13 protein-coding genes and 1 tRNA gene are annotated in these 12,959 nt (G+C 62.0%); 6 read left to right on the top strand and 8 right to left on the bottom strand.

Features of this window, described 5'->3' with window-relative positions; translation table 11 throughout:
* Positions 1–16 precede the first annotated feature (16 nt).
* Positions 17–382: a hypothetical protein gene (locus AC0QUY_RS04730; protein ID WP_475385968.1), complete on the bottom strand. Its 366-nt coding sequence runs from the start codon at positions 380–382 to the stop codon at positions 17–19.
* 111 nt (positions 383–493) lie between these two features.
* On the opposite strand from AC0QUY_RS04730, the gene AC0QUY_RS04725 reads away from it, so the two are divergent.
* Both AC0QUY_RS04725 and AC0QUY_RS04720 read left to right on the top strand, forming a co-directional pair.
* Positions 494–784: a hypothetical protein gene (locus tag AC0QUY_RS04725; RefSeq protein ID WP_475385967.1), complete on the top strand. Its 291-nt coding sequence runs from the start codon at positions 494–496 to the stop codon at positions 782–784.
* A gap of 50 nt (positions 785–834) precedes the next feature.
* On the top strand, positions 835–1,515 hold the full coding sequence (locus AC0QUY_RS04720) for a hypothetical protein (RefSeq protein WP_475385966.1): 681 nt from the start codon (positions 835–837) through the stop codon (positions 1,513–1,515).
* Positions 1,516–1,522: 7 nt separating this feature from the next.
* Here AC0QUY_RS04720 and AC0QUY_RS04715 read toward each other — a convergent pair whose 3' ends face one another.
* The 3 genes from AC0QUY_RS04715 to AC0QUY_RS04705 are packed head-to-tail and all read right to left on the bottom strand — an operon-like array spanning position 1,523 to position 5,785.
* Positions 1,523–2,653 carry an FAD-dependent monooxygenase gene (locus AC0QUY_RS04715; RefSeq protein WP_475385965.1) on the bottom strand — a complete coding sequence of 377 codons (1,131 nt, stop codon included), beginning with the start codon at positions 2,651–2,653 and terminating at the stop codon, positions 1,523–1,525.
* A gap of 56 nt (positions 2,654–2,709) precedes the next feature.
* A complete protein-coding gene (locus AC0QUY_RS04710; protein ID WP_475385964.1) occupies positions 2,710–4,659 on the bottom strand; it encodes a molybdopterin biosynthesis protein in 1,950 nt (649 codons plus the stop codon).
* Between the two features lie 13 nt (positions 4,660–4,672).
* Positions 4,673–5,785, bottom strand: coding sequence for a molybdopterin-binding protein (locus AC0QUY_RS04705; protein WP_475385963.1), 1,113 nt, complete (start codon positions 5,783–5,785; stop codon positions 4,673–4,675).
* A 182-nt stretch (positions 5,786–5,967) separates the two neighbouring features.
* Between AC0QUY_RS04705 and AC0QUY_RS04700 the strand changes: the two genes are divergently transcribed.
* Positions 5,968–7,179, top strand: a complete 1,212-nt coding sequence (locus AC0QUY_RS04700) for an ABC transporter substrate-binding protein (RefSeq protein ID WP_475385962.1) — start codon at positions 5,968–5,970, stop codon at positions 7,177–7,179.
* 57 nt (positions 7,180–7,236) lie between these two features.
* Here the strand turns inward: AC0QUY_RS04700 and AC0QUY_RS04695 are convergent, their stop codons facing one another.
* On the bottom strand, positions 7,237–8,202 hold the full coding sequence (locus tag AC0QUY_RS04695) for a TAXI family TRAP transporter solute-binding subunit (protein ID WP_475385961.1): 966 nt from the start codon (positions 8,200–8,202) through the stop codon (positions 7,237–7,239).
* A 171-nt stretch (positions 8,203–8,373) separates the two neighbouring features.
* Here AC0QUY_RS04695 and AC0QUY_RS04690 point away from each other — a divergent pair.
* Positions 8,374–8,449: transfer RNA gene (locus tag AC0QUY_RS04690), tRNA-Ile, on the top strand.
* Positions 8,450–8,933: 484 nt separating this feature from the next.
* Here the strand turns inward: AC0QUY_RS04690 and AC0QUY_RS04685 are convergent.
* On the bottom strand, positions 8,934–9,959 hold the full coding sequence (locus AC0QUY_RS04685) for a hydantoinase/carbamoylase family amidase (RefSeq protein WP_475385960.1): 1,026 nt from the start codon (positions 9,957–9,959) through the stop codon (positions 8,934–8,936).
* Positions 9,960–9,994: 35 nt separating this feature from the next.
* On the opposite strand from AC0QUY_RS04685, the gene AC0QUY_RS04680 reads away from it, so the two are divergent.
* Together AC0QUY_RS04680 and AC0QUY_RS04675 are read left to right on the top strand one after the other, a co-directional pair.
* Entirely contained in the window at positions 9,995–10,417 is a 423-nt protein-coding gene (locus AC0QUY_RS04680) for a hypothetical protein (protein ID WP_475385959.1), read from the top strand.
* A 33-nt stretch (positions 10,418–10,450) separates the two neighbouring features.
* On the top strand, positions 10,451–11,077 hold the full coding sequence (locus tag AC0QUY_RS04675; RefSeq protein ID WP_475385958.1) for a TetR/AcrR family transcriptional regulator: 627 nt from the start codon (positions 10,451–10,453) through the stop codon (positions 11,075–11,077).
* Positions 11,078–11,223: 146 nt separating this feature from the next.
* On the opposite strand, the gene AC0QUY_RS04670 is transcribed toward AC0QUY_RS04675, so the two are convergent.
* Both AC0QUY_RS04670 and AC0QUY_RS04665 read right to left on the bottom strand, forming a co-directional pair.
* A complete protein-coding gene (locus AC0QUY_RS04670) occupies positions 11,224–11,622 on the bottom strand; it encodes an aldehyde dehydrogenase family protein (protein ID WP_475385957.1) in 399 nt (132 codons plus the stop codon).
* A gap of 95 nt (positions 11,623–11,717) precedes the next feature.
* A complete protein-coding gene (locus AC0QUY_RS04665; RefSeq protein WP_475385956.1) occupies positions 11,718–12,926 on the bottom strand; it encodes an ABC transporter substrate-binding protein in 1,209 nt (402 codons plus the stop codon).
* Between the last annotated feature and the right edge of the window lie 33 nt (positions 12,927–12,959).

The following is a 12,959-nucleotide window of genomic DNA, read 5'->3' as shown; positions in this document are numbered from 1 at the left end:
GGATTGCGGAATTCCCTCAGGGCGCCAACCAGATCACCGCGAATGCGATCAGGCCGCACAGGCCCCAGGCGGTGGCTAATTTCGGCAACCGACCGATGGCGACGAGGAACCACGCCGGCAGAAAGAATATTCCGAAGATCGCACTAAGCAGAAGAATAGCTATCAGATGAAAACCGCCGTCGCTGCCAGGGGACGGGTAGGTCGCATGGAAGGTATAGATCCAGAACAGAGTGCCGGCGGCGGCGACGAGAGCTGCGATCCTGCGGAAATTTAGATGGTGGGACAGCGTCATGACATCATTCGCGCGATCGACCGCATCGCCTGACGCCGTGTCGCTTTCCTTTCCACCCGCTTGGTCGCGGCCGGCACCTGTCAGGTTCACGCGGCGCGACCTGCGGCGCGCCACGGTGGCGGGAGCGGCGTCCTGCCGAACTGAACCCGATCACGGACGTTTACGACTACCGTCCATGTCCCGCAGGCTCGAGAGTTGCCGATGAGCGAGATCGTCTGGGGTCTTTTGGCCTTTTTCGTCAGGGCGATCGATTTCGTCCTGGATATCGCGCTGCTCGTTTCTCGGATGCGCGAGCTTGCCAGAATGTGGACGGGTAGCGACAAGGTCGTCGAGGTGCCGGCGACTGTGAAAATCCTGACGCCGTCGGCACAGCGCGCGCTGGCCGAGGCCGAACAGCGTAACCACTTCCTTTACCTGCCTCGCAAGCAACACCGGGCTCTATGTATTGATGAAATCGGTCGTGATTTCAGGTTCGTATTAAATACGATTTAATGTACTCGCCGATACATTAGCCGCGACGGATTTAACGCGGAGCCGTGGCAATGTTCGGACGCAGGACGACTTTCGGCACGAACCAGCAAAGCTTTGCCGAATTCAAGGAGACGATGCGTCCGGCGCCGGACGCGGACGGTGTGACCCGCGTTTTCCCCAAAGAACTCTGGGACGATCCAAAGATCGGCAAATTTCTGCGGGAAGTCGGCTTTGCACCGGATGATGCGCGCAACATTCTGCCGACGGCAGATGACTATATCGCTCTCTTCGCCGCGGCCAAGCAGCGGCTGGATCAACGCACCGAGGCTTTCAACCGCGACATGACCACGCGCTACGGCTACTGCCGCGCCGTGCCTTTTCTGGTCATCGACCACACTATCTGGGACGGCGAACATGGTGCGTTTCTGTATGCCCAGATGAACCTGATCGGATACGATGACTGGAACGTGCTCATGCTGGCCGCGGATGTCCGCACCAAGGAGGCCTGTGAATTGGCAGGCCATCCCGGCACGGTGCCGGCGGTTACGGAAGTCATGACCAGGCGCGTGATCGAATGGAAGCGGCGCCATGATGCCGCGCTGGAAGCATTCGGAATTACCGCGACCGGCGGCCGCGGCATCACACGCGAGCGATACGAAGCCGAACAGGACGCCTTGCGCCGGGAGATTGTCGACAATGTCGGCTGGATGAAGCCACGGATCATCAGCGAGTTGTTGCGCGTTCAAGCCTAACGAGAACTTACGCCGCCAGCGGCACCGTCCAGGCGTTGTAGCCATACACCCAGTCGGTATCGGTCTTTCCGCTGAGCCAGGTGTTGGCACGCGAGGTCGCTTGAATACGTTCCGTCCGCGCCTTGCGCGTCGCCTCGAAGCGGCGAAACGCCTTCGCGACGCCTTCCCGCTCCACTCCGTCAAGGCAGCGCGACAATACCGCCGCATCCTCGATCGCCATCGCCGCGCCCTGCGCCATGTAGGGCGTCATCGGATGGCAGGCGTCGCCGAGCAGCGTGACGTTGCGATCCGTCCATCGCTCCAGCGAATGGCGATCGACGATCGCCCATTTGTGGACGTCGGGACACGCCGCCAGCACCTTCTCGACCTGACTATGGAAGCCGACGAAGGCCTTTCGCAATTCCCTGACATCGCCCTTCGCCGACCATGACTCGATCCGGAAATCCGGCTCCGGCTGGCTGGTGACGAGGTAGATCTCGCTGCGGTCCGGCTTGACGTAATAGATCACGATATGACGGTCCTCGCCCCACCATTTGGTGCAGTCGTCGATTTTTGCACCGCCGAGCAGCGCGGCGGGATAGGTCGTGCGATAGGCGATCCGCCCGGTAAAGCTGACCGGCGACGCGCCGAACAGAATGTCCCTCACCAGCGAATGAATGCCGTCGGCGCCGATCACGGCATCGGCCGTCACGGTTTCGCCGTTGGCAAAGGCGAGCCGCACGCCCTCGCCGGTCTCATCAAGGCCGACCAGCTTGTGATTGAGCTTGACGCATCGATCGGGAACGGCGCTGGCGAGCGCCGCATGCAGATCGCCGCGATGCGCCAGCAGATAGGGCACGCCGAATTTCTGCTCGGCGCTCTCGCCAAAAATCATGTCGAACTTGACGTCGCCGGTGCGCCAGTCGCGATTGTTCCAGGAGCGCGGATAGAAGGATTGCGCGCGCAGCCGTGCTTCAAGTCCAAGCCCGCGCAGCACCTTCATGGCGTTGCAGCCGATCTGGATGCCGGCCCCGATCCGCGCGAATTGCGTGGCCTGCTCGTACACGGTGACGTCGATGCCGACCCGCCGCAGCGCCGCGGCGGTCGCGAGCCCGCCCATGCCGGCGCCGACAATCGCAATCGATAGCGGTGTTGCCATTTCCATCCCTGCCCCGAGCCGCTTCTGTTGGCGGCTTCTTATACTTCGCGAGCGCGTCAGGCCGGCCGGAAACCCGCCTGCTGCAGCGCCGTGCGGGCTGCCTCCGACGCCAGCGCATCGAGAAACGCCTGCACGGCCGGCCTCTGCTTGCGCGCCGCCACCAGCGCGAAGTCATAATGCTCTTCGGCAAAGGGAATGAAACCCAGGTTTGATGCATGCGCGACCGGCGCAATGGTCATGCCCCAGTCGGCGCGGTGCTGCGCGACGGCTGCCGCCACCGCATTGTGCGAGCGCGGCTGATTCCAGTAGCCGTCGGGGCGCGCGCCGCTGAGCAGCCGGTCGATCAGGATGCGCGTACCGGCGCCCTGGTTGCGGTTGACCATGATGCAGGCGGAGTCGGCGAGTGCCGCGCGCACCGCCTCCTCGGCGCTCAAGCCTTCGAAACGCCGGTCGCCCCTGCGAAACACGATGCCCTGCATGCGACGCCAGCCGGGCACCAGTTCCAAACCCTCGGCAAGATAGGGCGTGTTGTAGGTTTCGCTCTTCTCGTCGAACAAATGGATCGGCGCAAAATCGCACTCGCCGCGCTTGGCGGCCGCGAGCCCGCCGAGGCTGCCGACGGCGATCGAGCGCACGACGAGTCCGGCATGCGCCAGCGGCGCGGTGACGAGGTCGAGCCCGGTACAATGGCTGCCGACGATGACGAGATCCGGCACCCTCACATGCGGCGTGAACAGCGTCACCTCAGCCTCGCTGCCCGCCGGCATCTGGTCCGCGAGCGCATCGATCTTTAGAAAACCGTCGGCCTGCGCGAACGAGGTGATGGCGCCGGAACCCTTGCCCGTAGGATACGCAATCAGCCCGTCCGCCCCTTCGACCAGCGACACCATGACGAATTCGGTGCGGCCGAGTTCGGATGCGATCCGCACCGGCATGCGCGCATTGACCTTGGCGTCCGAACGCGGCGGCAGGCCGGCCATTCGCCGCAGCACCGGCACGATCATGTCGTGGAAAGTGAACATCGCCGAGGTCGGAAAGCCCGGAAGAATGACCACCGGCTTGCCGTCGCATACCGCCAGGCACAGCGGCTTGCCGGGCTTCAGCGCCACGCCATGGGCGATGATGCCGGGCTTGCCGAGGCGGCCAATGATGCGGTGGGAGACATCGCCCGCGCCTTTCGAAGTGCCGCCTGACAGCACCAGCATGTCGCTGCTTGCGAGCGCCTCGCGCATCGCGGCTTCGAGTTGGGCTTCGTCGTCGGGGATCGCGCCGAAAAAGCGAGCCTCGCCACCGTTCTCCGAGATCGCGGCCGTCACAATCGCGCCGTTGGTGTCGTAGATCGCAGCTGGCCGCAGGGGTTGGCCGGGCTGCACCAGTTCGTCACCGGTCGAGATGATGGCGACGCGCAGTCTGCGCGCGACGGCCACATTCGCGATTCCGCAGGCCGCCAGCATGCCGATCTCGCGCGAGCCGATGACAGTGCCGGCGCGCAGCAGAACCTCACCGCGGGCGATATCGGAACCGGCATAGGACACGAACTGTCCGGGCGAAGCGGCGCGGCGGATTTCGATCACGCGATGTCCCATTGGCTGCGTATGCTCGACCATGACGACGGCGTCGGCGCCGCGCGGCACCTGACCGCCGGTCGCGATCGGCGTGGCTGTTCCGGACAAGACCGGCCGTGTCGGCGCAGTGCCGCAGGCGATCACCTCATCGTTCAGCATCACGCGCACCGGTGAAGCCTCACCGGCGGAAGCGAGATCGGCGGAACGCACCGCAAAGCCGTCGACGTTGGAGCGATCGAACGGCGGCACGTCGACCGGCGCCGTCACGTCTTCGGCAAGCGCGCAGCCGAGCGCGTCGGCGAGCGGATGTTTCTCTCCCGGCACCGGACGCGGGAACAAGGCGGCTTCGAAACGCGCCAGCGCATCCTCACGCGACAGGATCGTCAGGAACTGATCCTGCTCGTTATTGTCGCGATCTCTCGGCGAGGACGTATTGGTCATGCCTGAACTCATTTCACTCCCGCAACATATAGGCATCGACTGGGCTGCCTGCCGCAAATCCTTCCGAGCCGCCTGATACTACGAGCCAGGCTTCGGCGCGGGCGATCGCATCCAGCGACAATTCGCCCACCGCTAGCGCGGCCCACATATCCCGCTTCCGCTGCAGCAACACGATTTCGGCTATACCGACGCTGGATGCAATCTTGCGCGCCAGCGGCAAATTGACTGTCTTGCGCGGGCGGCGGCCCGAGAGGCGATCGAGCACGGGAAGCGCCAGCGTCCACCATGCGGCTAGCGCCTGATCCGGCGCGCCCGGCAGCACGATGACGGGCGTATTGCCGACGCGCCCGACGGCCGACGTGCGGCCGGGCTGCAGCGCAATGCCGTGCGCAAGGACTTCGCCACGCGCACCCAATGCGGTCACCGCCGCATCGGTGCGGCCGACGCCGGAGCCGCCGACGATCAGGAGCAGATCGCATGCGCCGTCATCCAGTGCCGCCGCAATTGATCCGGCATCGCGCCCTGCGGCAGTGGAAGAGACGATCTCGGTGCCGATAGCTCGCGCGCTCTCGATGATCAGGTCCGCCGTCACACTGCGACCGGGAACATTGACGATGCGCAGCCGCGGACGGCGGACCTTCAAGCGCTTCAGGCCGGCAGCGCGCGCGATCAGGAGATGGCGCGGCAACACACGCCGCCCGGCTTCCACGACAAAACTGCCCGCGGCGATATCGCCGCCGGCCCGGCGGACGCCCTGCCCCGGGATCGCCTCCTGCAGCACCTGCGGCAGCGGACCGGACACATCGACGGAAGTGGAATCGAGTACGCAGTCGCAAGCCTCCGGGATCGCATCGCCGGCCTCGACCCAGATCGGCGGCGTCGACAACGGCAACGGCGAATAGGAGGATGCGCCGACGAGATCGCGCGCAAAAAATGCGTAGCCGTCCACCGCCGCGACGTCGCGGGGCGGATAAGCCTGAAGCGGCGGCATCTCGGCGGCAATGCAACGCAGCGCTTCGACAAGCGTTAGTTCTGCCGGCGCGACGGGCCCTACGCTCTGCAGGAGGGCGTCGAGCGCCTTATCGAGCGGCGTAAGGGAGGTCGGCAGGCGCTGCGGCGTGGTCATGGTTCGCCCTATGCCCTGAATCGCGCCGAAAGGAAACAGAACCAGATACCGCTCAGGGGGCGAACCGCTCCATTCGGCCACATTGACGCGGGGGCAAAATAGTTGCAATTGAGACCAATTGGCGGGACAACCGCCCGAAAAACACCAACGGCCAACGCGCCGATTCCAGGGAGAAGACAGGGATGTTCGCCAGGAACCTATCCAGGCTTACCGTGCTTGCGGCCGCGATGCTGGCATCGACCGCGACGCTCGCACAAATTTCAGACGATGTGGTCAAGATCGGCGTCCTCACCGACATGAACGGCCCGGCGGCGACGCCGACCGGCCAGGGCTCGGTCACGTCAGCGCAAATGGCGATCGACGATTTCGGCGGCAAGGTGCTGGGCAAGCCGATCAGCATCATCGTCGGCGACCACCAGCTCAAGCCTGACATCGGCGGCGGCATCGCCCGGCGCTGGTACGACGTCGATCAGGTCGATCTGATCGTCGACGTGCCGGTATCCGCGGTGGGGCTTGCGGTGCAAGGCATCGCCAATGAGAAGAAGAAGCTGTTCATCACGCATTCGACCCTCACCGCGGACTTCCACGGCAAATCCTGTTCGCCCTATGCGATGCAGTGGGTGATCGACACCCGTTCGCTCGCGGTCGGCACCGCGCAGGCGGTGGTGAAGCGCGGCGGCGATAGCTGGTTCTTCATCACCGACGACTATGCGTTCGGCCATTCGCTGGAGCGCGACGCTTCCAGCGTCGTCACCGCCAATGGCGGCAAGGTGCTGGGCTCGGTGCGCCCGCCGCTCGCCACGCCTGATTTGTCATCCTTCGTGCTTCAGGCGCAGGCGTCCAAGGCCAAGATCATCGGCATCGCGGCCGGCCCGCCGAACAACATGAACGAGATCAAGACCGCCGCGGAGTTCGGCGTGCTCAAGGGCGGTCAGCAGATGGCGGCATTGCTCGCGCTGATCACCGACATCCATTCGCTTGGGTTACCGGCAGCGCAAGGCCTGTTGCTGACAACATCGTTCTACTGGGACATGGACGACAAGACCCGCGAATGGTCAAAACGCTATTTCGCCAAGATGAACCGGATGCCGACGATGTGGCAGGCCGGCGTTTATTCGTCGGTCACGAGCTATCTCAACGCCATCAAGGAGACCGGCACCGACGAGCCGCTGAAGGTCGCGGCGAAGATGCGCGAAAAGCCGATCGAGGATTTTTTCTCCCGCAACGGCAAACTGCGCGAGGACAATCTGATGGTGCACGACCTGTGGCTGGTGCAGGTCAAGAAGCCCGAGGAATCGAAATATCCGTGGGACTATTATCAGATCCTCGCCAAGATCCCGGGCGACGAAGCGTTCGGCCCGCCGGACCCGGCGTGCGCGATGGCGAAGAAATAGGACGCGAGTGGTGAGTGGCGAAAGCGAACCATTCGCTATTCGCCACTCGCTATTCGCCTATTTCACTATTCCTGCTTCCCTAAAATACTTCATCACCCCGGGATGGATCAGCGCCGCATTCGGTGCGGCGGCAACGGTGTTCGCGGCCGTGGTCTCGCAGGCCTGCGGCAGCTTCTTGCACAGCGCCGCCTCCTGCGCATGCAGCGTGCGCGCGAGGCGGTAAGCAACGTCATCAGGCAGGCTTTCGCGGGCGAGCACAAAACTCCATGAGCCGATGGAATCGATCGCTGCCGTCTGGTTTGGATAGCTGTTGGCCGGGACCGTCAATGGCTTGAGGAAGGTGTGCTTGGCGCGGACGCGCGCGATCTCGGCCGCGTCCGGCGCGATGAACCGGGCGCCACCGGGCGCCTGCGCCATCGCGGCAAAACCCGGCCAGCCGATGCCGGCGCCCCACAGAGCGGCGGCGCGCCCGTCCTGCACCATGGCCGGACCGTCGCCGGCACGGTCGAGATAGATCGACTTGAAGTCCTCGTCCTGCTTCAGCCCGATGCCGTCGAGGATGTAACGCGACAGGATCGGCAGGCCCGAGCCCCTGGCGCCGAAGGCGACCGGCTGGCCGACCAGATCCTTGATCGTCTTGTAGGGGCTGTCCGCCCGCACCACGAACATGCCGGGGCTGGAATACATCGCGGTCAGGATTTTCAGCTTTGTCGCTGGCCGGCCGATGCCCATGAAGGCCTCGTAGGCGGGCTCTCCCGCGATCAGCGCGATGTCGAGCTGGTCGGATTCCAGCAGCGGAATGTTCTCGTTGGAGCCCTTGGTGTTGCGCGGCTCGATCGAGAGCGCCGGATCGGCGGCGTTCATGACTTCCGCGAACGCATTGCCATAAACAGGGAAGCCACCACCCGGCGTCGCGGTCCCCAGGCTGATTGTGGTTTTGGTAATGGCCTTGCCTCCCTCCTGCGCCGCGGCGGCGCCGGCGAACAGGAGCAGGCCGGCCCAGACGATCCCAGCGAATTTCATTTCTAGCCTCAAGCGTTCGGTGACGAATGATGCAATGGAGGTTGTAGGCAAGCGCGGGGCCCGATGAAAGCCTGTTCTTGGCTCCCAACCCGGCATTGCCGTATCGCTGTCATGCCTGTAAACGATGGCGGCACCGTTGCCGGCCGCCCTTCCCGCGGCCGCTCCGCGGCGGGGCCTGTAGCTCAATGGTTAGAGCCGGCCGCTCATAACGGTCTGGTTGCAGGTTCGAGTCCTGCCGGGCCCACCAGTAAATCAAGGACTTAGCTGTTTTTCATTTCACGGCCAGTTGGCCACCGCACCAGAAATGCCTCACTTCGTTGCGCCGAGCGCCTGCTTCAGCTGTTCTCAAGCTACTTCTTTGGCTTCGATCTGACTACGATCTCTCAATGTGATCGTAGATTCGGCGGCAATTTCGGAATCGGAGCTTAAGGGGGGTTGCATTCCTGTGGTCGGAATAGCCTTTCGACGGTCGAGAACCTGCAAGCGGAACGTGCACATCGGCGATGTCCACAAGGCGGATGCGCATGATAACGCGTAGCGCTCAAACTGGCAGCGTAGGCTAAACACAGGTACTTATCGGATTGGCTACGTCCGTGTCGGCAAGATCTGGACGCGGCCCACGCTGTTCAACAAAATGACCGAACCCAACTAGATGTCACGGCCTCATCGACCATTTGGGACGTTGAGCAATCTACTGTAGGACGTCAGGCCAGCCCGACCGGCCCCCGGCCTCAATCCCTGGGCTGTTGGGCTCGTTCGTGCACCATGTTGGCAAGAACATCTGCACCCGCCTTGGCGTGGTCGGGTTCGCACCACTCGAACTCGCTATGCGAAATACCGTCGCGGCATGGCACGAAGATCAGCGCTGTCGGACATACCACATGCATGTTGAGCGCATCATGTGCGGTCCATGTCGGCAGCCGCATTGACGTGTAGCCGAGTTGCCTGGAGACCTTTTCAGTCATCTCGACGAGTTCGTTCGGAAATTCGAAGCGGTGACGCTGCGGATTGCGCGAGAATGACACGCTTAATCGATGCTCTCGCCCAACCATCTCCAACTGTTCGATGCCGTCGAGAATGCCGTCGCGCCCGCCCGCTTCTGCGTGCACCGTCAAGAACTGAACGACTGCCTTGTGCGGGATATTGATGCGATTGTTTGGCCAGATATCGATGACCGTCGCACTGGCCATCCCATGCGGCTCCTGGGCCATGCCGACTTGTTCGATTTCCTGCACTATTTTCGCGGCGCCGACCAGGGCATTGCGTCGTTTCGACATTCGGGTGGTCTGAGAGTGGCCGTTCTCGCCGAGAATCTCGATGATGCCGCCGCCCTGGTAGGAGGTGTGCGTCACCGCACCGATCTGGACGCCGGCGGCCTCGAGAACCGGCCCTTGCTCAATATGCAATTCGATGTAGCTGTCTACGGGACGACGTCCTACCTCCGCCTCGCCCGCATATCCGATGCGCTTGAGCTCGTCGCCCATGAAGATGCCGGCTCGGTCGCGGGTGGCGAGCAGAGCCTCCAGCGTAGTTCGGCCGGCAAACAGGTTCGAGCCGACGACCCCCGGTGGAAAACGCGCCCCCTCCTGATTCGTCCAGTTCACAACCTCGATGGGACGGCGCGTCCGAATGCCGGCACGGTCGAGGGTCCGCACGACTTCCAAACCGGCCAATACCCCCAAGACGCCGTCGAACTTCCCGCCGGGCGCCTGAGTGTCGAGGTGACTGCCCACCATGACCGGCGGGCAGGTTGTCATCCATGCCGCTCCGACGTGCGAAGATATTACCGATCTTGTCGATCGTGACAGTCATGCCCCGCCTCTTTCACCCAATGGACGAACAGATTGCGTCCATCACGATCGGCATCCGACAGGGCCGTTCGATACGACCCGCCGTTCGCGGTCGCGCCGATAGCCGCCATTGTCATCAGATCCGACCACAGGCGCTCGCCGTCCACTCTGATCATCTCTTGCTTCCCGTATTTGCAGCTTTCTCGATTGCGATGCGCAGGCGCGGCGCCGCACTACTGCGCGGCGAAAGTCTTCGTCGTTTCCTGTTGAAGATGGACGTGTTCGTTCAAGCTATGAATCCGCTCGCCGGTCTCTCGACCGTCCCATCCAAACCTATGCCATTCAACATTTTGGTCAAGCGACCAAATTTAGTCAAGCGACCAATTTTGAGGCAAGTTGCTGACATGCAGCCAGGATGCATTTGACAGCCCAACGCACTTCGCAGAAACATCGGATACATGAGAAAGCTGAGGACGAAGAGCGACGTAACGCGGGCCCAAATCATCCAGGGCGCGCTGCAAGCTCTCGAGAAGACCGGCGTTATCGGAACCACCACCAGGGGCATTGCCGCCGAGGCAAATGTTCAGCTTGCGACGCTGCATTATCATTTCGAAAGCAAGAGCACGTTGCTCGTCGCTGTGCTGGAGGCGCTGATCGACGAGATCGCCGAGCGACTGCGGGAAGATCGCGCTGGCACCGAGCCCGATCTCGACGAGCGCATCGAGATTCTCATTCGCGGCACCTGGCGATCCATCATGCAGTCGCGCGCTCGCCAGATCGTACAGTACGAGCTGACGCTGTACGCTTTGCGTGAGGGGGCCCAATGGCTCGCTGATCAGCAATACGAGGCCTACCTGCGGCTTTACCGGGATCAACTAACCAGCAAATCCGAAAAGCCGGAACTTTCGACCGCTGGCTGTACCTCGCTGGCACGCTTCATACTCGCGGGCATTGACGGCCTGATTCTTCAGGAATTGGTGAAACCAAGCCGCACGCGGTCCAATCAGGTGATCGAGGCGCTCATATTTGGGGCGAAGCAATATTCGCAGCAACTGCGGCAGGAAGCATTGTTGGCCATTCGCTAGCTCCATGGGCCCGACCCATCGCGCATGGTACGGTTTGAGTGAATGGAACTCGATCACCGGAGATGCAATGCCGAGCACGCAATTTCGAACGCGACGCTTGTACTGTAATTGGTTTCAACCGCAATTCGCCACACTGGCTGGCACCGCTACCATGGGGCGAACCAGCGTGGAAAATCCTGGGTACAAAATCGCAGATTTGCGCGCCGGAGCGGCGCGGTATCAGCCCAAGCTTCGAATGCGTTCGATGCAATCTCGACTGCGCAGCCGACATCAGTCTTACTTGCCAGAGACAACACCCCGGTTTGTTCGCCAGTCGCGGGATTGAACACGGCCTGCGTGCGCGAACCTTTGCTGGTAAAGTGTCGACCCCCGACATGATGACCAATAAATCTCACCACTTTGTCTCCCTGATCGAGCTTCGGACGCTTACGAGATGCGCCGCAACAAACTGGACTGCCGGTCCGATCTAGCTCGCCAGCCAAATCGAAAGCATTGCTCCAAGATTCACTGCAAGTCCGACGGCAGCCAGAACGCGCATGCCGCATTCGGTGAGAGCCGGCAGGTCGGAGTCCTGTGGTTGCCAGAGCGGATGCATTGCCCGATTGCCTTCACAGGATCCGCCAATGCCGGTAGGTTGAACTCACTTGACCAGGTAGCAGCCGCCTTCGTTGAGCGGACGAAACGCACGATCTGCCTCTACATTTCCGACCGCTTTATAGTAGTCCCAAGCTCCCCTTGATTCGCTGCGGGATTTCACTTGGTACAACGTTATGGGATAGAGAACCCGGCCGTCGACGCGAATCGAGCCGGCATTGCCGAAATAGTCGACTGGAGCCTTTCGCATCTCCGCCGCGACCACATCCGCATCTACTGAGTCAGCGCTCTTCACTGCTTTCAGATAGTGCGTGATGGACGCATAGACAGATGCTTGCTCCTTCGTCGGCATTCGCTTGGTTTTTTCGAAATAGCGCTTCGACCAGGTCCTAGCTACGTCGTTCTGATCCCAATAGAACCCTTCGGAAAGCAGCAATCCGTTCGTCGCGTCCAGGCCCAAACTGTGGACGTCCGTCAGATACACAAGAAATCCGACCAGCTTCTGTCCGCTGTCGGTGATGCCAAACTCCTTGGCTTGCTTGATCGAATTGATCAAATCGGCCCCGCCGTTCAGAAGTCCGATGACTTGAGCCTTGGAGCTCTGCGCTTGCAGAAGGAAGGAGCTCAAGTCGGAAGTATTGATTGGATGTCGCGCTACTCCAACCACCGATCCGCCGGCTTCGGTTATGAATGCCGTGACGTCCCGTTCCAACGCATGGCCGAACGCATAATCGGCTTCTACGAAGAACCAGGTCTTGCCTCCATTCTTTACGGTGTTTTGTGCGGAGGCCTTCGAATAGGCATAGGTGTCGTCCTGCCACGCCGTGCTATAGGGTGAACAGGCCTTCCCGGAAAGATCCGATGTCGATCCCTGCATCAGCGTGATGCGACGAGCCCGTCGGCCGACCTCTTGCACTGCCAAGGCAACAGACGAGACCGGCACGTCGGCGATGGCATCGACACCGTCGACGTCGAACCAACGACGTGCTGTTGCCGATCCGACGTCGGCCTTGTTCTGGTGGTCGGCAGACATGATCTGCACGGGCACACCATTGATAGCTCCTCCGAGATCATCGACAGCCATCTGGGCAGCGACCACAGAGCCCGGACCACCCAAGTCGGCATAGGGGCCACTCATATCGTTAAGGATCCCGATCTTGACGACATTCTTCTCGATCTTGGCGTCGCAGGGCACGATAGTGGAAAGCCCCAGCAAAGCCACAACGCTCATACCGACACAGTACCGAATGATCATGGGTGATGCCTCATCGTTGGTGAAAACGCCCCG

The organism is Bradyrhizobium sp. WYCCWR15520 (genome assembly GCF_056174665.1).
The sequence above is the reverse complement of the archived record's forward strand: the minus strand, read 5'-3'. Positions and strand labels throughout refer to the sequence as shown.